This is a genomic window from Tardiphaga sp. GW822-FHT04G09 (assembly GCF_058800725.1).
Window position 1 is genome coordinate 122,908 of record NZ_JBXAMO010000002.1, and the last position, 20,880, is coordinate 143,787.

18 protein-coding genes are annotated in these 20,880 nt (G+C 62.5%); 6 read left to right on the top strand and 12 right to left on the bottom strand.

Annotation, left to right across the window (positions count from 1 at the left end; genetic code table 11):
* Position 1: 1 nt before the first annotated feature.
* A complete protein-coding gene (locus AC1RLZ_RS04315) occupies positions 2-1,366 on the bottom strand; it encodes a sodium:proton antiporter (RefSeq protein ID WP_493187990.1) in 1,365 nt (454 codons plus the stop codon).
* Between the two features lie 115 nt (positions 1,367-1,481).
* Positions 1,482-2,045, bottom strand: a complete 564-nt coding sequence (pyrE, locus tag AC1RLZ_RS04320) for an orotate phosphoribosyltransferase (protein ID WP_371422064.1) — start codon at positions 2,043-2,045, stop codon at positions 1,482-1,484.
* Between the two features lie 162 nt (positions 2,046-2,207).
* On the opposite strand from pyrE, the gene AC1RLZ_RS04325 reads away from it, so the two are divergent.
* Positions 2,208-2,834, top strand: a complete 627-nt coding sequence (locus AC1RLZ_RS04325) for a glutathione S-transferase family protein (protein WP_493187620.1) — start codon at positions 2,208-2,210, stop codon at positions 2,832-2,834.
* A 95-nt stretch (positions 2,835-2,929) separates the two neighbouring features.
* Here the strand turns inward: AC1RLZ_RS04325 and AC1RLZ_RS04330 are convergent, their stop codons facing one another.
* Both AC1RLZ_RS04330 and polA read right to left on the bottom strand, forming a co-directional pair.
* A complete protein-coding gene (locus AC1RLZ_RS04330) occupies positions 2,930-3,565 on the bottom strand; it encodes a LysE family translocator (protein ID WP_493187621.1) in 636 nt (211 codons plus the stop codon).
* Between the two features lie 117 nt (positions 3,566-3,682).
* Positions 3,683-6,715 (bottom strand): DNA polymerase I, encoded by a 3,033-nt coding sequence (polA, locus tag AC1RLZ_RS04335; protein ID WP_493187622.1) that lies wholly within the window; start codon positions 6,713-6,715, stop codon positions 3,683-3,685.
* Between the two features lie 139 nt (positions 6,716-6,854).
* On the opposite strand from polA, the gene AC1RLZ_RS04340 reads away from it, so the two are divergent.
* Positions 6,855-7,439: a hypothetical protein gene (locus AC1RLZ_RS04340; RefSeq protein ID WP_493187623.1), complete on the top strand. Its 585-nt coding sequence runs from the start codon at positions 6,855-6,857 to the stop codon at positions 7,437-7,439.
* Positions 7,440-7,485: 46 nt separating this feature from the next.
* Here the strand turns inward: AC1RLZ_RS04340 and AC1RLZ_RS04345 are convergent, their stop codons facing one another.
* Positions 7,486-8,343 carry a LysR family transcriptional regulator gene (locus AC1RLZ_RS04345; RefSeq protein ID WP_371422059.1) on the bottom strand — a complete coding sequence of 286 codons (858 nt, stop codon included), beginning with the start codon at positions 8,341-8,343 and terminating at the stop codon, positions 7,486-7,488.
* 91 nt (positions 8,344-8,434) lie between these two features.
* On the opposite strand from AC1RLZ_RS04345, the gene AC1RLZ_RS04350 reads away from it, so the two are divergent.
* Positions 8,435-9,406, top strand: a complete 972-nt coding sequence (locus AC1RLZ_RS04350) for a quinone oxidoreductase family protein (RefSeq protein ID WP_493187624.1) — start codon at positions 8,435-8,437, stop codon at positions 9,404-9,406.
* 12 nt (positions 9,407-9,418) lie between these two features.
* On the opposite strand, the gene AC1RLZ_RS04355 is transcribed toward AC1RLZ_RS04350, so the two are convergent.
* Positions 9,419-10,483 (bottom strand): acyltransferase family protein, encoded by a 1,065-nt coding sequence (locus tag AC1RLZ_RS04355; protein ID WP_493187625.1) that lies wholly within the window; start codon positions 10,481-10,483, stop codon positions 9,419-9,421.
* A gap of 202 nt (positions 10,484-10,685) precedes the next feature.
* Between AC1RLZ_RS04355 and hrpB the strand changes: the two genes are divergently transcribed.
* The 3 genes from hrpB to AC1RLZ_RS04370 all read left to right on the top strand — a co-directional run bounded on the left by hrpB (position 10,686) and on the right by AC1RLZ_RS04370 (position 15,462).
* Complete coding sequence (gene hrpB / locus AC1RLZ_RS04360) at positions 10,686-13,160, top strand: ATP-dependent helicase HrpB (RefSeq protein WP_493187626.1); 2,475 nt, start codon at positions 10,686-10,688, stop codon at positions 13,158-13,160.
* A gap of 141 nt (positions 13,161-13,301) precedes the next feature.
* A complete protein-coding gene (locus tag AC1RLZ_RS04365; protein ID WP_493187627.1) occupies positions 13,302-13,820 on the top strand; it encodes a TIGR02281 family clan AA aspartic protease in 519 nt (172 codons plus the stop codon).
* A 142-nt stretch (positions 13,821-13,962) separates the two neighbouring features.
* On the top strand, positions 13,963-15,462 hold the full coding sequence (locus tag AC1RLZ_RS04370) for a phosphomannomutase/phosphoglucomutase (protein WP_439065782.1): 1,500 nt from the start codon (positions 13,963-13,965) through the stop codon (positions 15,460-15,462).
* A gap of 220 nt (positions 15,463-15,682) precedes the next feature.
* Here AC1RLZ_RS04370 and AC1RLZ_RS04375 read toward each other — a convergent pair whose 3' ends face one another.
* The 6 genes from AC1RLZ_RS04375 to AC1RLZ_RS04400 all read right to left on the bottom strand — a co-directional run bounded on the left by AC1RLZ_RS04375 (position 15,683) and on the right by AC1RLZ_RS04400 (position 20,717).
* On the bottom strand, positions 15,683-16,564 hold the full coding sequence (locus AC1RLZ_RS04375; protein WP_493187628.1) for a LysR substrate-binding domain-containing protein: 882 nt from the start codon (positions 16,562-16,564) through the stop codon (positions 15,683-15,685).
* A 67-nt stretch (positions 16,565-16,631) separates the two neighbouring features.
* Positions 16,632-17,669 carry a YeiH family protein gene (locus AC1RLZ_RS04380; RefSeq protein ID WP_493187629.1) on the bottom strand — a complete coding sequence of 346 codons (1,038 nt, stop codon included), beginning with the start codon at positions 17,667-17,669 and terminating at the stop codon, positions 16,632-16,634.
* 142 nt (positions 17,670-17,811) lie between these two features.
* A complete protein-coding gene (locus tag AC1RLZ_RS04385) occupies positions 17,812-18,321 on the bottom strand; it encodes an Lrp/AsnC family transcriptional regulator (RefSeq protein WP_371422051.1) in 510 nt (169 codons plus the stop codon).
* A 78-nt stretch (positions 18,322-18,399) separates the two neighbouring features.
* On the bottom strand, positions 18,400-19,332 hold the full coding sequence (locus AC1RLZ_RS04390; protein WP_493187630.1) for a sugar kinase: 933 nt from the start codon (positions 19,330-19,332) through the stop codon (positions 18,400-18,402).
* Between the two features lie 18 nt (positions 19,333-19,350).
* Complete coding sequence (nudC, locus tag AC1RLZ_RS04395) at positions 19,351-20,289, bottom strand: NAD(+) diphosphatase (RefSeq protein ID WP_493187631.1); 939 nt, start codon at positions 20,287-20,289, stop codon at positions 19,351-19,353.
* 5 nt (positions 20,290-20,294) lie between these two features.
* Positions 20,295-20,717 carry an HIT domain-containing protein gene (locus tag AC1RLZ_RS04400; protein ID WP_493187632.1) on the bottom strand — a complete coding sequence of 141 codons (423 nt, stop codon included), beginning with the start codon at positions 20,715-20,717 and terminating at the stop codon, positions 20,295-20,297.
* Positions 20,718-20,880: the final 163 nt, after the last annotated feature.

The following is a 20,880-nucleotide window of genomic DNA, read 5'->3' on the forward strand; positions in this document are numbered from 1 at the left end:
GCTAGATGAAAAACACCCATGTCATCAGCAGGAAGACCGGGATCAGCACTGCACCCGACCACAGGATGTAACCGAAGAAGCTCGGCATCTTTATCCCCGCGTCGCGGGCGATGGCATAGACCATGAAGTTCGGCGCGTTGCCGATATAGGTGTTGGCACCCATGAACACTGCACCTGCCGAAATCGCCGCCAGTGTCGCGGCCCCCGTTGTCATCAGTGCCTTGGCGTCGCCGCCCGCGAGTTCGAAGAATACGAGGTAGGTTGGCGCATTGTCGAGGAACGACGACAGGGTGCCGGTGAGCCAGAAATAGGCGGTATTGTTCGGCGTGCCGTCGGCATGGCTGACAAGGGCGACTAGTGGGGCAAACGGCCCCTGGCTGCCAGCCTGCAGCATCGCCATGACAGGCACGATGCAGATGAAGATGCCGGCGAACAGCAGTGCGACTTCCTCGATCGGGCCCCATTTGAAATCGTTCGCCTTGCGGTGCTCGGCCTTGGTCAGCCACAGCGACGCAAACGTCGCCAGCACGAAAATCACATCGCGCAGCAGATCCTGCAACGCGAGCGGCGTGCCGAGTATGGTGAAGGTGATGCCCGGCTTCCAATTGGCACTCATCAGAATCGCGCCGATGATCACGACCAGCAGCAGCAGGTTGATCTTGCCGTGCAGATGCAGTGGCAAATCCGGCGTCGGGTCTTTCTTCTTGGGAAAGTTGCCTTCGCGATGATGCAAATAGACATCCAGCGCCATGAAGATGGCCAGCACGATGCCGGCCGTGAACAGCGTGTCCGGAAAAATATGCACGGTGGTCCAGAAGAAATCGACGCCGCGCAGGAAACCGAGAAACAGCGGGGGATCGCCGAGCGGCGACAGCGAGCCGCCGATGTTCGAGACGAGAAAGATGAAGAACACCACGACATGGACGTTGTATCGGCGATCGTCATTGGCACGGATCAGCGGGCGGATCAGGATCATCGACGCGCCGGTGGTTCCGACCACGCTGGCCATCAGCGTGCCGAAGCCAAGCAGCGCCGTGTTGGTCAACACGCTGTCATGCAGGTTGCCTTCGACATAGATGCCGCCAGCCACCGTGAACAGCGCCAGCAGCAGCAGGATGAAAGGCAGATATTCGAGCAGCACGGTGTGGGACAGCGTGTGCACCACCGTCGTGGCACCGGTGAAGATGAACAGCGGTATGATCACCAGCGCGGCCCAGAACGCTGCGAACTTGCCGTAATGATGTTCCCACAGATGCGGATAGAGCACCGGGCCGGTGGCGATGCAGAGCAGGATGCCGGCGAATGGCAATGCCCACAACATCGACAGCTTGGCGCCATCGAGGCCGCCTTCGGCTGCCTGCGCCATATCGGGTGCTAGCGTGACGAAGAGGGTGAAAGCGGCGAGAACGAGGAAGCGAAGCAAAACGTGACCTTTCACTGCATCCTCGCGTGCTTTGCGCGCGAACGGAGCCGATAAAGAATCAACCCTTCAGAAATTCCCCGGCCTTGTAAAGCGAGCGAAACGCCACGCCGGCCTTGGCGAAGGTCTCTGCAGCACCTTCGTCACGGTCGACCATGGTGAAGACCAGCACGACTTCACCGCCGGCCTCGCGCACGGCATCGAGCGCCTTCACGGCCGAGCCGCCGGTGGTGGTGACGTCCTCGACGATGACGATGCGCTTGCCTTCCAGCGTCTCGCCCTTGGCGAGGCCTTCCACGGCGAGACGCGCGCCGTGTTCCTTCGGCTTCTTGCGGACAAAGAAGGCGGCAATCGGATGGTTCTTCAGCCAGGAGAGCTGCGCCAGCGCACCGGCCAGCGGCACGGCGCCCATTTCCAGGCCGCCGACATAATCGAGATTGTCCTCGCGCAACGCGTCATAGGTCAGCTCGGCCAGCAGCGCCGCGCCTTCCGGGTCGCACATGGTGGGCTTCAGGTTGAAGTAGAAATTGCTCTTGCGGCCCGAGGCCAATGTGATCTCGCCGTAACCGAACGAACGGTCGCGGATGATCTCGAACAGGCGGGCGCGGGCGGCTGATTTGGTCAAAATGAATGTCTCTGTGCTGAACCGGGCGCAATCTATCGGCGCTTTCCGGCACATTCCAGACTGGAACGGGCGTCGTCAACACTCTCCGGTCCCTTTTACCGTCCATCGGGACGATGCTAGAGACCTGACAACAAGATCGGGCAAGACCGGAAGAGGAAACGCATGACCATCGAACTGCACACCTGGAATACGCCGAATGGCCGCAAGATCTCCGTCGCGCTGGAGGAAATGGGCCTGCCCTACAAGGTGTTCCCGGTGCATATCGGCAAGGGCGAGCAGATGAAGCCCCAATTCCTGAAAATCAGCCCGAACAACAAGATTCCCGCCATCGTCGATCCCGACGGACCGGACGGCAAGCCGGTCAGCGTGTTCGAATCCGGTGCCATCCTCCTTTATTTGGGCGAGAAGACCGGCAAATTCCTGCCGAAATCTCTCGGTGACCGCATCCCGGTGCTGGAATGGCTGATGTGGCAGATGGGGGGCTTCGGCCCGATGCCGGGCCAGGTACATCATTTCATCGCGCTGGAGGACGAGACCCAGCGCGCCTATGGGCTGAAGCGCTATTCGGACGAGACTCGTCGGCTCTATGGCGTGCTGGATCGCCAGCTGGCCGATCACGAATTCGTCGCCGGCGCGCTCTCGGTGGCCGATTTCGCCATTCTCGGCTGGGCCTGGCGCCATGAGCGCCACAAGGTGTCATTCGCCGATTTCCCACATGTCGGTCGCTGGTACGATGCGTTGATGGCGCGGCCCGGCGTGAAGCGGGGTATGGAGGCGAAGCTGGATTAAAGCGTTTTCCAGCGAAGTGGGTACCGGTTCGCATCAAGAAAACGCGTCAAAACAAAAAACTAGACCTCGGTTCCGCTTCTAGCAGAACCGAGGCTCTAGGCCCGCTTCGTCTCCAGCGCCATCCGCACGGCAAGCCCGGCGAGCACCGTGCCCATCAGCCAGCGCTGCAGCCTGAGCCAGGTCGGTCGCTCGCCAAGAAACAGCGCGATCGACCCGGCGCCGAGTGCGATCAGCCCGTTGACGCCGACGCTGATGATCGTCTGCGTCGATCCCAGCACCAGCGATTGCGTCAGCACACTGCCGGCCGTGGGATCGATGAATTGCGGCAGCAGCGCCAGATACAGCATGGCGATCTTCGGATTGAGCAGATTGGTCACAAAGCCCATGACGAACAGTTTGCGCGGGCTGTCGATGGCCAGTTTCTTGACCTGAAACGGTGAGCGGCCGTTCGGCTTCAGGGCCTGCCATGCCAGCCACAGCAGATAGGCCGCGCCGGCAAGGCGCAATGCGTCATAGGCATAGGGCACAGCGAACAGCAGCGCGGTGATGCCGAAGGCCGCGCACAGCATGTAGAAGATGAAGCCCAGCGCCACGCCGCCAAGCGACACCATGCCGGCCGCGGGCCCCTGCGTGATCGAGCGCGAGATCAGGTAGATCATGTTCGGCCCCGGCGTCAGCACCATGCCGAGCGAGACGAGGGCGAAACCGAGCAGGGATGTGAGATGGGGCATGGGCTACTCGCGGCTGAGGATAGCCGTTGTGTAGCTCATGAAGCGGCGCTGAACCATTTCAGATAGAGCATCGCAGATAGTCGAAATCCATCTGCGATGCTGGTTTGGACGGTAAAACTAGTGCGCCTCTTCCCAGTTATTCGCCGCGCGTGCGTCGACCTGCAGCGGCACGGACAGCAGCACCGCCGGGAATGGCGCGTCCTGCATGGTGTGCTGCACGACTGGCAGCGTCGCCGCCACTTCGTCGTCAGGCACCTCAAAAATTAGTTCGTCATGCACCTGCAGCAGCATTTTCGCTGACAGCTTCTTCTCCGCCAGAGCGTCTTCCATCCGCGTCATGGCGCGGCGGATGATGTCGGCGGCCGTTCCCTGCAGGCGGGCATTGATCGCGGCGCGTTCGTTGAAGGCGCGGATCGAGGCATTCGAGGCCTTGATGTCCGGGTAGTGGCACTTGCGCCCGAACAGGGTCTGCACGTAGCCGTGCTCCCGGCAGAAATCGCGCGTCTGGTCCATATAGGCGCGGATACCCGGGAAGCGTTCGAAGTACTTCTTGATATAGGCGCCGGCTTCCTCGCGGGGGATGCTGAGCTGGTTGGCGAGGCCGAAGGCCGAGATGCCGTAGATGATGCCGAAATTGATCGCCTTGGCGCGGCGGCGGATTTCCGCCGGCATGTCCTTCACCGGCACGCCGAACATTTCCGACGCCGTCATGGCGTGAATGTCGAGCCCGTCCTGGAACGCTTGCTTCAGCACCGGGATATCGGCGATCTCCGCCAGCAGCCGCAGCTCGATCTGCGAATAGTCGGCGGACACCAGCTTGTGGCCGGGGGCGGCGATGAAGGCACGGCGGATCTTGCGGCCGTCTTCGGTTCGCACAGGGATGTTCTGCAGGTTCGGTTCGTTGGACGAGAGGCGTCCCGTCGTCGTCGCTGCCAAGGCGTAAGTCGTGTGGACGCGGTGGGTCTGCGGATGCACGTAATTCGGCAACGCATCTGTATAGGTCGAGCGCAGCTTGGAGACCTGGCGCCAGTCGAGAATCTTGCGCGGGAATTCGTGACCCTGTTCGGCGAGGTCATCGAGCACCTGCGCGGACGTCGACCACGCACCGGTCTTGGTCTTGCTGCCGCCCGGCAGACCCATCTTGCCGAACAGGATATCGCCCAATTGTTTGGGACTGCCGATATTGACCTCTTCGCCGGCGATCTCGCGAATCTCTGCCTCGATGCGGGCAGCGGTCTGCGCGAAGTCCGCCGAGAGCTTCGACAGCACTTGCCGGTCGATGGAGATGCCGCGGCGCTCCATGCGCGCCAGCACGGAAATCAGCGGCCGCTCCAGCGTTTCATAGACGGTGGTCATGTGCTCGGCCGGCAGCCGAGGTTTCAGCACATTCCATAGTCGTAGCAGTACGTCGGCGTCTTCCGCGGCGTAGGCGGTGGCGCGGTCGATCTTGACCTGCTCGAAGGTCAGCTTGCCTTTGCCGGAGCCGATGAGTTCGCCAAAGGTCAGCATGGCATGGCCGAGCCAGATCTCGGCGAGCGCATCGAGACCATGGGCATTGCGCCCGGCATCCAGGGCGTAGGACATCAACTGCACGTCATCGGCGTTGCGCAGGGTGATGCCATGCTGGGCCAGAAGTACTGCGGTGAACTTGATGTTGAAGCCGATCTTCAGCAGGCCCGCGGATTCCAGCAGCGGCTTCAGCGCGGCGAGCGCATCGGCGGGTTTGATCTGATCGGGCTCGAGATCCGCAGCGAACAGACCGGAGCCGTCGCCGGATTGTCGGTGCGCGAACGGCACGTAGCAGGCGTCATTCGGCCCGAGCGACAGGGCGATGCCGACCATATCGGCCTGCATCGGATCGATCGACGACGCCTTGCATTCGAACGCCACGTGACCGGTATCGAGGATGCGCGCGATCCATGCATTGAGGTCGGCGAGCGTGCGCACGGTCTGATAGTTGTCGCGCTTGACCGGCAGCTTTCGCGCCGCTTCGGCGCGGGCCTTGGCCAGCGAGATCGGTGTGAGCACGTCCTTGCTGCCTGGACCGGTCGCGTGGGCGCTACCGCTTACCGGGCTGGTCGCGCCCGTCTTGCCCTTGGCAGCAGGCGCAGGTTCGGCGTCGCCGAACAGGTCGCCGCCCTGGCCACCGGCTTCGCTGGTCTTTCGCGCGGGCGGTATCGCCGCAGAACCGCCTTCCGCTTCCACATCGGCCGGATCGATCTCGGCATATTCGGCGACGCGCCGCGTCAGCGTGGAGAACTCCATAAACTTCAGGAACGCGATCAGCTTGCGCGCGTCTGGCTCATGCACCGCGAGCTCATCGAGCGGCACGTCGAGCGTCACCCTGTCGTCGAGCAGCACGAGCTGTCGCGAGATCCGCGCCTTTTCGGCGTGCTCGATCAGCGACTCGCGGCGTTTCGGCTGCTTGATTTCACCGGCGCGGGCGAGCAGCGTGTCGAGATCGCCATATTCGGTGATCAGCTGTGCCGCAGTCTTGATGCCGATGCCGGGTACGCCGGGCACGTTGTCGACGCTGTCGCCGGCCAGTGCCTGCACTTCGACAACCTTGTTTGGCGGGACGCCGAATTTCTCGATCACCTCGGCGATCCCCAGGCGGCGGTCCTTCATGGTGTCGTACATGGTGACCTGTTCGGTCACCAGCTGCATCAGATCCTTGTCGGAGGATACGATGGTGGCGGTCGCGCCGCGCTCACCGGCTTCGCGGACATAGGTCGCAATCAGGTCGTCGGCCTCGAAACCGCCCTGTTCGATGCTCGGCAGGTCGAAGGCGCGGACGGCGTCGCGGATCAGCGCGAATTGCGGGATCAGGTCGTCCGGCGCCGCCGGCCGGTGCGCTTTGTATTCGGGGTAAAGCTTGTTGCGGAAGGTCACTTCCGACTTGTCGAAGATGATCGCCAGATGCGTCGGCCGGTTGTCCGGCGGCATGTCCCGGATCAGCTTCCACAGCATGTTGCAGAAGCCCAGCACTGCATTCACCTGCAGCCCGTCGGATTTGCGGTTCAGCGGCGGCAGTGCGTGATAGGCGCGAAAAATATAGGACGAGCCGTCGACCAGAAAGACGTGGTCGCCCTTCGCCAGGGGCTTGACGGTGGCGGGCTTGGTGGCAGCTGTTTCTGAGGTTTTCGGCATGGCCGCAACTTAAGGATTTTCGCCGGAAATGACAGTCTGTCAGCCGGCCATCCCGCGGGTTTTTGTGATGCCGGCCGGCTTGCGCCACGCCCTGTTCCATGTGTCCTTGCGCCGGTCATTGCCAATCGAAGGACCATTCATGCCCGAGCTCGCCGAACTGATGGACAAGATGAAGGGCGTGGAGGCCGAGATCGAGGCCGAGCTGACCCGCCGGCGGGAAGAGCTGCGCTTCCACTTCGAGCGCCGCAAGATCGTATTCGAGCAGGATATCGAGAAACTGCAGCGTGCCATCAAGGTGGGCGCGTCGAAATACCTCTTCTGCGCCAATCCGCTGATCGTGCTGTCGGCACCGGTGATCTATTCGCTGATCATCCCCTTCGTGCTGATCGATCTCTGGGTGATGGCCTATCAGGCGATCTGTTTTCCGATCTATGGCATCTCCAAGGTGCGGCGGCGCGACTATCTGGTGTTCGACCGGCATCATCTCGCCTATCTCAACATCATCGAGAAGGTGAACTGCGCCTATTGCTCCTATTGCAATGGCGCCGCCGCTTTCGTGCGCGAAGTCGCCGCGCGTACCGAGGTCTATTGGTGCCCGATCAAACATGCGCGCCGCGTTCTCGGCCCGCATCCGCACTATGTCGGCTTCGCGGATTTCGGCGACGCGGAAGGCTTCCGCAAGAAGATCGAGGATATGAAGGACGGTGTGAAGCTGGACGAATGAACGGCGCAACGATGATCCTTGCGCCAGCGGTTGATCTTGCGATGAACTAGCGTCGAAGATCCTTTAGGCAATCGTCGAGAAATTCCATCACGGCGCGTACGTTCGGCGCGGCACGCATGTCGCGATGTACAACCAGCCAGACGTCGCGCCGGACGGCATTCGATGCGATCGTGCAGCGTCGCAGTCCCGGTTCGGGATCGCCGATGAAATGTGGCAGCAGGGCGAGTCCAATCCCGACGCGCGCCGCGGCTGTCTGGTTCTCGAGGTCGCTGCTGTAAAGCACGATCTCACGGCTGGCGACGATGGCCTTCAGCCACTTCTGCTGTGGAGAGTCATCCATACTGCGATCATAGGCGATGAAGGCGAAGGCCGATGGCGGTGTCTCCTTCAGATATTGTGGCGACCCGTACAGGCTGAACCCGAATGAACCGACCTTGCGCGCGATCAGGCCGGGTTCGGTCGGTCGGGACAGGCGTACGGCGATATCAGCCTCGCGTCGGTTCAGCGAGGCTGCGCGCTTTTCGCCGATCAGCGTGAGGCGAATGCCGGGATGACGCTGCCGCAACCGGAGCAGGTGTGGCGCGATGAGCGCGTTGGTCAGAGACGGCGGTGAACTGATGGTAATGTCGCCGCGCAGGCTGGCTTTCGCCGCCAATGCGGTGCGCTCGACTGCGAACGCCGCATCTTCCATCGGCGCCGCGGTGTCCGCCACGCGCCTGCCGGTATCGGTCAGCACGTAGCTGCGCGCGCGGCGATCGACCAGTTTCATGCCGGTGTCGGCTTCCAGCGCGGCTACGCGACGCGCCACGGTGGCATGATCGACACCCAGTACGCGGGCCGCGGCGGATAGCGAGCCTTCACGCGCAAGCGTCACGAAATGACGCAGGTCTTCCCAATCAGGCATGTGCAAAATCTCACAATAAATATGCAGAGATACGGAATTTTGCATATCAGGCCGATGCTGCAAAGTGGCTCACCTTCCCAGGAGATCACCGATGACCAGCATCATTCGCCTCAAGTCGCCCGGCGGCATCGAGCAGCTCGAACATGTGACTGTCGAGTTGCCGCGGCCCGGGCCTGACGAGATCCGAATCCGGCAGACTGCGATCGGCATCAACTTCCTCGATATCTACTACCGCACGGGCATGTACCCACCAACCGCGGACGGTGTTCTCGGTGCCGAGGCGGTGGGTGTCGTGATGGCGATCGGCGAGAATGTCAGTTCGGTGCAGGTCGGCGACAGGATCGGATATGCTGGTGCACCGGTGGGCGCTTACGCCTCCGACCGCAACCTGCCGGCATGGCGCGCGGTCAAATTGCCGGACGGTCTCACCGACGCGACTGTCGCTTCGGTGCTGCTCAAGGGCATTACGGCTTATATGCTGCTGACGCGTGTCTATCCGGTCGGGACCGGCACGGTCGTGTTAGTGCACAGCGCAGCCGGCGGCCTCGGTCAGTTGCTGACACGCTGGGCACGGCACCTCGGCGCTCGCGTGATCGGGACGGTGGGTTCAGACCTCAAGGCCGCAATGGCACGTGAAGCCGGCGCCCAGCATGTCATCGTCGGCCGCGATGCCGACTTCGCAGGTGAGGTGGCCGCGCTCACCGATGGACGCGGCGTTGATGTCGCCTATGACGGCGTCGGCGGAACGACATTGGCCAAGACGTTCGGCTGCGTGCGGCCGTTTGGTATTGTGGCGAGTTTTGGCCAGGCCGCCGGGCCGATCCCGCCCATCGATGTCAACGATCTCGGCCCCCGGCGCAGCATCATGCTGGGACGGCCGAGCGTCATGGCCTACATGAATCACATGGAGGACTATCACCGCGGCGCGGCGGCTGTGTTGGCTGCATTGTCGAAAGGTGTGTTGCAGGTCAGCGGAACCGCCTATTCGCTCGCCGATGCGGCGCGCGCGCAGGGCGATCTCGAAGCCGGGCGGACCAGCGGTTCGTTATATCTGGTGCCGTGAGTTTTGGCGGGACTATTCAGCCGCCTGCAGCGTCGCGCTTTTCTTCTTCGGCGCGATCCAGAACGCCGCCGGACGTTCGAACAGGAAGTTCGCGTGGACCAGCAGCGCGAGCCTCCAGATCACCAGCGCGCCGATGACGCCGCAGAGCGTCACCAGCAGCGAGATCGTGCCGATGTCGAACGGGCTGACTTTCAGCAGCAGCGCACGCGATGTCGCCATCGGCAGGAAGAAGGCGAGATAGATCACGATGGAATGCTCGCCGAAGAAGCGGATGAAACCGAGCCACTGCATCTTCGCCAGCAGCGTGCCCATCACGATGATGGCCACCGCGCCGGCAAAGCCGAGCATCAGCGAGATCACTGGCCATTCGCTGCAGCCGTCGTAAACCAGCGCGGCATTGATCAGTGCCCAAATCGCGAGACCGACCAACGCCATCACCGGCTTGGCACGGGCGCGATCGGATAACGCGAACACCTGCGTGGCAAACAGATAGCCGGAATAGAAGTAGACGAAGCGCGAGCAGAATTCGTCGATCATCGTCCAGCCGGTGGCGATATGCGCCATCTCCAGCGCGGCGGCGATGCCCCAGATCACCAGCGGCGGCATGCGCCGTGCCAGCTTGGTGACGATGAAGAACACCGGCAGCATATAGATGAACCACAGCGTGCCGAATGGCTCGATATAGGAGACCAGATAGAGGTTGGCGACATAGGCCCAGCCATGTTCGGCGGCAAAGCCGGGCGCCTTGAAGCCGAACTGGATCGTCACCCACAGCACATAGAAATACAGGAAGTGGACGACCTTGCGGTCGAGATAGGTCCGCCAGTCGCGGTCGATGACGACAGCCAGAAATAGCCCGGAGATCAGGAAGAAATCAGGCATCCGGAACGGTTTGGCGAAGGCCACCAGCACATGCATGTAGCCGGTCTGGCCGGCGGCTAGTTCGACGCCCAGCACCGAATGCATCATCACCACCATGATGATGCAGATGCCCTTGGCGTAATCGACCCAGTCGATTCGCTCCGTGCCTGACAGCGCCGCGCGGTCGGCCACGGCGAAGGTGCCACTGGTGGTCATCGGTATCCCCTGTTCGGCGCCTGTTTTGGCGGGATCATGAGACGAGATCGGTTTCAATTGCCTTTCCCTGACCGAAGAATAAGCCCCGCAAATGGTCGCGGCAGTGCGAGTTTGGCGGGGTGGTTAACGCCCGTTAAGGAATGTGGGATGGTCCGCCGCCCCGCCGCCGCGTATGACAGCCGGGATCATTGCAGAGCCTGATTTGACCCGAACCTTCGATACATCACTGCCCATCGATGCTGTGCTTGACGACCTGTCAGGCGCGCTGGAGGCCGGCAACGCCGCGGTGCTGGTGGCGCCGCCCGGCGCTGGCAAGACGACGCGTGTGCCGCTGGCGCTGCTTGATGCACCATGGCTGAAGGGCAAAAAGATCATCATGCTGGAGCCGCGGCGGATCGCAGCCCGCGCCAGCGCCGAACGGATGGCGAAGACGCTGGGCGAGCGCGTCGGCGAGACGGTCGGCTACCGCGTCCGCTTCGGCTCGAAGATCTCGCGCAATACCCGGATCGAAGTGGTCACCGAAGGCATTTTCTCGCGGCAGATTCTCGACGATCCCGAGTTGAAGAATATCGGCGCCGTACTGTTCGACGAATTTCACGAGCGTTCGCTCGATGCCGATATGGGCCTCGCGCTCGCGCGCGATGCGCAGACCGGATTGCGCGAGGATCTGCGCATTCTGGTGATGTCGGCGACCATCGACGGTGCACGCATCGCAAAACTGCTCGGCGACGCGCCGGTCATCGCCAGCGAGGGGCGCGCCTACCCGGTGCAGACGCGCTATCTCGGCCGCAAGCCCGATATCCAGCTCGAGCGGCAGATGGCCGACGCTATCGCGACCGCCTTGCGCGCTGATCCCGGTTCGGTGCTGGCCTTCCTGCCGGGCGCTGCAGAAATCCGTCGCACGCAGAACTTTCTCGCCGAGCGCGTGCAGGATGCGTCCATCGAGATCGTCCCTTTATTCGGTGCTCTCGATGCCGGCGTGCAGGACCGCGCGATCCAGCCTGCGCCGCAGGGGCAGCGCAAGGTGGTGCTGGCAACCTCGATTGCCGAGACCTCGCTGACCATCGAAGGCGTGCGCATCGTGGTCGATTCCGGCGTCGCCCGCGTGCCGCGCTATGAGCCGGATATCGGGCTGACGCGGCTGGAGACCGTGCGTGCCTCGCGCGCTGCCGTCGATCAGCGCCGTGGCCGCGCCGGACGTACCGAGCCCGGCATCTGCTATCGGCTGTGGGACGAGCCGCAGACCGCATCGCTGCCGGCCTATACACAGCCGGAAATTCTCAGCGCCGATCTGTCGACACTGGTGCTCGATCTCGCGCAATGGGGCGTCAGCGATCCCTCGCAACTGACTTTCCTTGATCCGCCGCCCGCGCCTGCGCTGAAGGAAGCGCGCGGCCTGCTCGGCGAACTCGGCGCGCTGGATGGTGATGGCCGCATTACCGAGGAAGGCCACGCGCTGCGCGCGCTCGCCCTGCCGCCGCGGCTGGCGCGCATGATCGTGGATTCGGCGCGCTTCGGTCGTGGCGAGGAGGCTGCCGAGATCGCTGCCATCCTCACCGAGCGTGGGCTTGGCGGCGACAGTGTGGATCTCGATCACCGTCTCGATCTGTTCCGCCGTGATCGTTCGCAACGGGCCGGCAGCGCGCGGCAACTGGCGGAGCGCTGGGCGTCGCAGGTTGAAAAACCTTCTTTAGCCCAAGAGAACGAGGAGCTCACCACCGGCACCATGCTCGCTTTCGCTTTCCCCGATCGTGTGGCCAGGAACCGCGGCAATGGCAGTTTCGTGCTGGCCAACGGCCGGGGCGCGTCGATCGAACAAAGCGCCGCGCTCGCGCGGGCGCCCTATATCGCGGTGGCCGAGCTCACCGGCACCGCCGCCAATGGCCGTATCCTGCTGGCGGCGCCCATCGCGCAGGCCGATATCGAAACGCGTTTCGCCGATCAGATCGAGAATACCGACGATGTCAGTTTCGATCGGGCGTCGATGTCGCTGCGCGGCCGTCGCAAGCGTGTGCTGCATGCGATCACATTGTCGGAAGCGCCGTTCACGCTGAAACCGTCGGAGGAAACCGCGCGCGTGTTCGCCGATGGTCTGGTGGCCGCGGGCATCGACCGCCTGCCATGGTCGAAGGCGCTGCAGCAGTGGCGGGGGCGCGTGATGTTCCTGCGTGCCTCGGAAGGCGACGTCTGGCCCGATCTGTCCGACACTGCGCTCGCTGCAGCGCGCGAGAGCTGGCTGATGCCGGCATTGTTCGACAAGACCTCGCTGAAGGATTTTTCGGCCGGCGATCTGTCCGATGCCGTGATGGGCCTGCTGCCATGGGAGCTGCGCGCGCGGCTCGACCGGGAGGCGCCGACGCATTTCGAGGCGCCGACGGGGACCGTGCTGGCGATCGACTATGAAGCCGAGCAGGGTCCGACCATTGCCGTCCGGCTGCAGGAATTGTTCGGGCTGAATACGCATCCATCGGTCGCGAAAGGGAAGGTGCCGCTGGTGCTCGAATTGCTGTCGCCGGCGCAGCGCCCGGTGCAGGTGACGCGCGATTTGCCGGGCTTCTGGCGCGGCAGCTACCTCGATGTGCGCTCCGATCTGCGTGGTCGCTATCCGCGCCATCCCTGGCCGGAAGATCCCGCCAACGCGCTGCCGACGCGCCGCGTGAAGCCGCGCGGGACCTGATCATCAGGCAAAGTGCCGCTCATTAACGCTTCGCTCATCCTTTTCGCGAAAATAGCAGTCTGAAAGACCGTCCTGAACGGACGGTGGTGAGCCCGTGTGATGAACTCGCGGTTCCCCTGGTTGCGTTCAGTGAGGTTGCGTATGCGTAGTATCATGTTCTTCGCGGCGATCCTGGTCGGTCTGGGCACCGTGATGGCGCAGATGGCCGACAAGATGACGGCGACGACGCCGGCCATGGCGAAGGCGGCATCACCCGCGACCACGACACAAGGCAATGCAAAGGCCGGTATCCGCAGCCTGTCGATTGCGCGCGATGCGCGAGGTCACTTCCAGACCGAGGCCAATATCGATGGCCAGCGTATCGGCTTCATGGTCGATACTGGCGCATCTGTCATCGCATTGAATGAAAAGTCGGCGGCGCGATTTGGATTGCGTCCGTCGCGTGCCGATTATAACGCCACGGTGACAACCGCGAACGGAACGCTGAAGGCGGCACGCGCGCGAATTGCTGTCGTGCAGGTCGGCGAACTCACTGTTCGTGATGTCGATGCGATGGTGCTGCCCGATGAGGCGCTGTCCGAGAACCTGCTCGGCCTGTCGTTTCTGTCGAAGTTGAAACGCTTCGAATATGCAGATGGCCGTATGGTGCTCGAACAGTAGTACCTATGTCGTCATCCATTGGCGCTGTAGCCCAATTTCAAACAAACTCGCACCCTTGAATACCCGCACGTCTTCCCACGGGCGTGCGCAAAGGCTAAGCCTGCGCATTCAAGATTGATCCCAATTGATGCGAGGTTCTCCGATGTTTCCGAAGCCGAAGCCCTTGCTCGTGCCGAATACCTATGCTTACGAATCCGAGCCGATGGTAAAGGCCACGGGTTTTCGCGAATATGACGCGCGCTGGCTGTTCGGCAAGGAAATCAACCTGATGGGCATTCAGGCGCTGGGCATGGGGCTCGGTGCGCTGATTGCTGAACTCGGCCAGAAGCAGGAAATCGTCACCGGACACGATTTCCGCGGTTACTCCGCGTCGATCAAATACGCGCTGATGACCGGCCTGATGGCCGCCGGCTGCAAGGTCCACGACATCGGCCTCGCCGTGACGCCGATGGCCTATTTCGCACAGTTCGATCTTGATGTGCCCTGTGTCGCCATGGTGACGGCCTCGCATAACGACAATGGCTGGACCGGTGTGAAGATGGGCGCCAGCAAGCCGCTGACCTTCGGTCCGGACGAGATGACCCGGCTGAAGGAAATCGTGCTCAATGCCGAGTTCAAGAACAAGGCCGGTGGCTCCTATCAGTTCCACGAGAATTATCCCGCGCGCTATATCGCCGATCTCACCAATCGCCCGAAGCTGAAGCGCAAGCTCAAGGTTGTTGTTGCCTGCGGCAACGGCACCGCGGGCGCATTCGCGCCGCAGGTGATGGAAGCGATCGGTTGCGAGGTGATCCCGCTGGATACCGAGCTTGATCATACTTTCCCGAAATACAATCCGAATCCGGAAGATATGGAAATGCTGCACGCGATCCGCGATGCGGTGCTCGAACACAAGGCCGATGTCGGCCTCGGTTTTGACGGTGACGGTGATCGCTGCGGCGTTGTCGACAACACCGGTGAGGAAATCTTCGCAGACAAGGTTGGCGTTATGCTCGCGCGCGACATGTCGGCGGTTCACAAGGACGCGACCTTCGTGGTCGACGTGAAATCGACCGGATTGTTCGTGACGGATCCGGTACTGCAGAAGCAGAATGCCAAGACGACCTATTGGAAAACCGGCCACTCCTACATGAAGCGCCGCACCAATGAGCTGAAGGCGCTCGCGGGCTTCGAGAAGTCCGGCCACTTCTTCTTCAATGCGCCGGTCGGCCGCGGCTATGACGATGGCCTCGTCTCGGCGATTGCGATCTGCGAAATGATGGACCGCGCGCCGGGCAAGACCATGGCCGATCTCAAGGAGGCGCTGCCGAAGACCTGGTCGTCGCCGACCATGTCGCCGCATTGTGCCGACGAGACCAAATATGGTGTCGTCGCTGCGGTTGTGAAGCATTTCGAGGATGCGCAGAAGAAGGGCGACAAGGTCGCCGGACAATCGATCCGCGATCTCGTCACGGTCAACGGCGTGCGCGTCACCTGCGAGGACGGCAGCTGGGGCCTGGTGCGGGCGTCATCCAACAAGCCGGAGCTGGTGGTCGTGGTCGAAAGCCCGGTCTCCGAAGCGCGCATGCATGACATGTTCGAAGCCATGAATGTGGTACTGCGTACGCATCCGGAAGTCGGCGCATATAACCAGACGATTTAATTTCTTTAACCTCGCCCGCTTCCGGCGAAGCGAAGCTTCGCTAGGCGGGGAGAGGTCGCCGCGCCTTAGCGGCGGGTGAGGGGGCATGGCACGATGCTCACCTCATCGATGGTGTCTGCGGATCGAAGGGCCCCTCACCCTAACCCTCTCCCCGCAAGGGCGGGGCGAGGGAATAACCGAGCGTCTCTCAGATTCCGACATGCCGGCGAGACGATCGACGTTATCGTTCCTCCATCATCTCCATGATCTCCCTTGCGGCCTGCGTGACGTAACGCTCCTTGTGCAGCAGCTGCACGAAGCGCCGCGTCGGCAGCTCGGCATCAATGGCAATGAGAGCGCCGCTGCTGATCAGGGCGGCGGCGGCCAGGCGCGAGATGATGCTCGCGCCTGCGCCGGCCACGACGGCCGCGCAAACGGCTTCGTTCGACGGCAGCTCCATGGCGATGCGAATATGGTCGGCCGCGCTTCCTGATCGGTCCAGCACCGATTGCGCGATGGCGCGCGTGCCGGAGCCGGCCTCACGCAGCACCCAATGCGTCTCGGCGAACAGAGCTGGCGCGATGGTGCGTTGTTGCGCCCATGGATGCGATTGACCGACCACCAGCACCAGTTCGTCGTCGCCGACTGGCCGGGTCGCGAGGGCCGGATCGTCAACCGCGCCTTCAACGATGCCGAGATCGACTTCGCCATCGCGCACCCAGCCGGCCACCTGTTCGGTATTCCCGATGCGGAGGCTGAGGTCGATGCCGGGGAAGTGCTGCCGATAGCGTGCCATGACAGGCGGCAGAAAGTAGTTACCGACGGTCTGGCTCGCGGCCAGCGCAAGGGAGCCGCGCGTCATGCCGGCCATATCGGTGAGGAGGGTCGTCGCGGCGGTAGCGCGTGCCAGCACGGCCCGGGCTTCGATCAGAAAGGCGCGGCCAATCTCGGTGAGTTCGATGCGGCGGCCGACGCGGTGAAACAGCTGCGTCGCATAACGCGTTTCCAGCGCCGCAATGGCGGCGCTGGTGGCAGATTGGGTGAGATGCAGGCTCTCGGCAGCCCGCGTCATGTGCTCGTGTTCGGCGACGGCGACGAAGATCCGGAGCTGTTCGAGCGTCATGTGATCTCCGTCATAGCGTTTTCGAGCGAAGTGGAGGCCGGTTCGCTCAGGAAAACGCGTCAAAAAATTAAGTAGTCAGCTTCACTAGCATGAGGCTGAAGCCGGCAATGAACAGGAAGGCCGCAGCGCCGAGCAGCAGCGGGCGCAGGCCCTTGGCGCGGAGCTTCTGGATATTGGTTTCCAGCCCCATTGCGGCAAGCGCCATGGTCAGCAGGAAGGTCGTGACCGGCACGATCACATTCATCGCGGCGTGTGGGACGTTGATGAGGCTGTTGACGATCACCATCGCCGCGAAGCCGAAGGCAAACCACGGCATCGGCACTTTGGCATTGCCGGCTTCCGCTCCGATAGCGTGCGCGCGACGCGTCGCCAGCAGGCCGAGCGCAATCACCACAGGGGCCAGCATCATCACGCGTGAGAGCTTGGCGATGGTGCCGAAATCGCCGGCTTCACGGCTCTGCTGGAACGTGGCCGCGACGACCTGGGCGATCTCGTGGATCGAAGCGCCAGCCCATAGTCCAAAATGATGCGGGTCGAGCTGCAGCGCGCCGGAGAGCAATGGATAGGCGAACATGGCGATCGAACCGAAGATGGTGACGCAGGCGACGGCATAGGCGACGTCCTCGTCAGATGCGCGGGTCACCGTGTTGGTGGCGATCACGGCGGAGGCGCCGCAGATCGACGTGCCGGCGGCAATCAGTTCGACAAGCTTGCGGTCGATGCCCATCGCGCGACCGAGCCAGGTGGTGAAGAGGAAGGTTGCAACGAGTGTCGCCGCGATCACCGCAAGACCGACGGCGCCAACCTCCAGCAATTGCGCTGCGGTGAGCTGCAGGCCGAGCAGGATGATGGCGAAGCGCAGAATGCTGCGCATGGAGAAGGTGATGCCGGCTTCGGCTGCGGTCGGCACGCCGGATGTGTTCTGGATCGCGATGCCGATGCCGATTGCCAGTATCATCGGACTGGCGAAGCCGACATAGGGGATTTCGCGCAAGGCGAATGCGGTGCCGGCGATGGCGGCTGTGAGCGCCAGTCCGGGGAGAAGCGGCAGGCTGCGCGCAGCGAATGGGAATGTGGGGTTCGCATTGTCGGAAAGAACGGTCATGGGCCAAACTCCAGTTTGGCCATCACCATCATGCCGTTCGATCAATAAATCTAATTGATCGTTATTGTTGTTTCAATCGAGAAGAACGATTGATTTGGCGCCCTCATCGCCCGGTCTGACCGGGCGATGCGCGCGAAATTACTCAGCCGGCCGGCATGGATGGCACCGGCAGCGCCGTGACCGACTTGATCTTCTCCATGGCGAAGCGGGAGGTGACGTTCTTGAGCGCGACCGCGCTGATCAGTTTCTTGTAGAACACGTCATAGCTCTGCATGTCCGCAACCACGACGCGCAGCATGTAGTCGACGTCGCCGGCCATCCGGTAGAATTCCATGACTTCGGGCATTGCGCTGACGGCGTCGGCGAATTTCTTCAGCCAGACGTCGGAGTGATCGCCGCTCTCCACCGAAACGAATACCGAGATACCGAGGCCGATCTTGTTCTGATCGACCAGGGCGACCCGACGGAGGATCACGCCATCAGCCTCGAGGCGCTGGATGCGCTTCCAGCACGGTGTGGACGAAAGCCCCACGCGGTCACCGATCTCGGCCACTGACAGCGAAGCGTCTTCCTGCAGGACTGTCAGGATCTTGCGATCGATCGCATCGAGGCGGCGGGTGGATTCAAGGGGCTGGTCGGCGATATCGGTCATGGGAAGAACTTTGTTCTAATTATGGGGGTGTGTAACCTCATATATAGAACATTCTTCTAAAGCAAGCCTTGCGTGTCCTCAGGAGAGGGCACCGACTCTGGATTCCCTTAAAAGCTGTTCGACTTCAGCACGTTGCGGGCAGGCAAAGGCGCCGCCATAGCGGGTGCATTTCAGCGCTGCGGCGGCGGACGCGAAGCGCAGCGCCTCCGGTACCGACTTGCCGCCCGCGAATTCCAGCGCGAAGGCGCCGTGGAAAATGTCGCCGGCGCCAAGGGTGTCCACGGTGTGAACCGGGAAGGCCGGGGTTTCCTTCGGATGTCCATGCTCGTCGAGCCACAGGGTGCCCTTGGGGCCGCGCGTGACGGCAAGGAACGAGGAGGTCAACGTCGCCATTTTCTGCAGCGCCTTGAGATTGTCGGTGATGCCGGCAGTCGATTGCAGCGCATCGTCCGAAAAGATCAGATGCGAGGAGGCGGTCAGCAGGCCCTCGCGCTGCGACAGCGTACTGTCGATATCGACGACGACCGGAATGCCGCGATGACGCGCCTCGATACAAAGCTCGGTGGCAAAGCCGGCACAGCGGCTTTCGATCAGGATCGCGTCGCAGTCCTTCAGCAACAGGTCGTGGTCGGGCAGCTTCACTTTCCAGAGGTCCGGATCGCGGAAGGTGACGATGGTGCGCTCGCCCGACGGGTCGATCATGACGGCCGAGATCGGTGTCACCAGGCCCGGCATATGCACCAGATGCGCGGAGTCGATGCCTTCCTTGGCAAGATCGTCGAACAGGAACTGGTCGGCGGTCTCGCTCTTGTCGCCCATTGGCCCGGTCATCGACGCGCGGCCACCCAGCCGGCTGACGCCGATGGCGGCGTTGAGTGCGTTTCCGCCGATGATCTGGGCGAAACGTTGGGATGGGAATTTCTGGCCACGCCCGGGTACGGATTCGACGGCAAAGGTCAGGTCGCGAACAGGCAGACCGATGCACAGGATGCGGGTGGGCTTGGCACTCATGAGGACGTCCTCGTGTGGTCAGGCCTGGTCGGGATGCAGCCAGCGACCGAGCAGATGATGCGCGATGGCGAATGGATGCGGTCCCGCGAGCCCGTCGGGGTGTTCGCGTTTCCACATCAGCATCGCCTCGTCACGGTCAAACCACCGGGCGTCCTCAAGTTCCATCTTGTCGACGGTAATCTCGTCGCTGATGGCTCGGGCCGAGCAGCCGATCATCAGGGATGACGGATAGGGCCAAGGCTGCGTCATGTAATAGGTGACGTCGGTGCAACGGATGCCGGATTCCTCGAAGATCTCGCGCTTTACCGCGTCCTCGATGGTTTCGGCAGCCTCGACGAAGCCGGCGAGGCACGAATACATGCCGGGTGCGAACTGCTTCTGGCGGCCGAGCAGGCACTTGTCGCCCTTCTCCACCAACATGATGACGACGGGATCTGTGCGCGGAAAATGCTCGGTCTTGCAGCTCGGGCAAACGCGCTTCCAGCCGCCTTCGGCCATCGACGACTTGGCGCCGCAATTGGCGCAAAACCCGTGGCGCTGATGCCAGGACACCAGCGACTTGGCCTGTGCAACCGCCGAAAGCTGTTCCGGCGGCACCATGCCCTGCATGGCCATGCCGCGGAGTTCGCTGACCACGACATCATCGCGGGTCAGCAGCTTTTCGACGGCGGCTGCGCCGATGCCCATGCCGAATACGGCATCGCCGTCACGCAGGCCGAGAAAGACAGTGCCGGGATTGGCGCCGAATGTCAGCGCTTCGCCGATGGTCAGGAGCGCGCGCTGGCTGTCGCCTTCTTTCTTCATCACCAGCGAGTCGCGGTAAATGACGTAAGCGCGAGAGGAGCTTTTGCCTTCCAGCGCGAACAGCTTTTCGTCGTTCAAGCGCAGATGGGCGGCGCGATCGAGCGTGTTGGAGACGAAGGCCGGATGGCCGAGCGGAAACATGGTGCTTGTCATGATGGTCAACCGAGCCAGATCTTGCGGCGGAGTTCTGAGATGAAGCGCTGCACTTCGGCGGCGTCATGGGCGAGTGGCGGCATCACGCCCCAGATCGGCCGCGGCCATGCGGCATCGGTCTTGCGGCGCGCAACGATGTGGACGTGCAACTGCGGCACCATGTTGCCAAGCGCTGCGACATTGAGCTTGTCGCATTTGGTGATGTCTTTGAGCGCGCGGCCGACGCGGTTGATCTCGGTCATCAGCGCGCTCTGCGCGACCTCGTCGAGATCGATGATCTCGGTGACATCGGCGCGGCGCGGCACCAGCATCAGCCAGGGATAATGCGCGTCCTTGACGACCAGCACGCGGCTGAGGGGCAGGTCGCCGATGTCGATGGTGTCTTGTTGCAGCTGCGCGTGCAGCGACCAGGTCGAGGAGGGGGCCATTCGGACTCTCAATTAAGGCGCGCAGCGTCGCAGGAAGCGGCTGCGCAGACAACTCCCGTCATGGCCGCTTTTGCGTGTTTGAACCATGTTTTCCTGCGACTTTGTTGCGCAAATCTTGCGGCGGACTTGCGGCATGCGCCGCGCTTGCTTTCCGACCATTTTG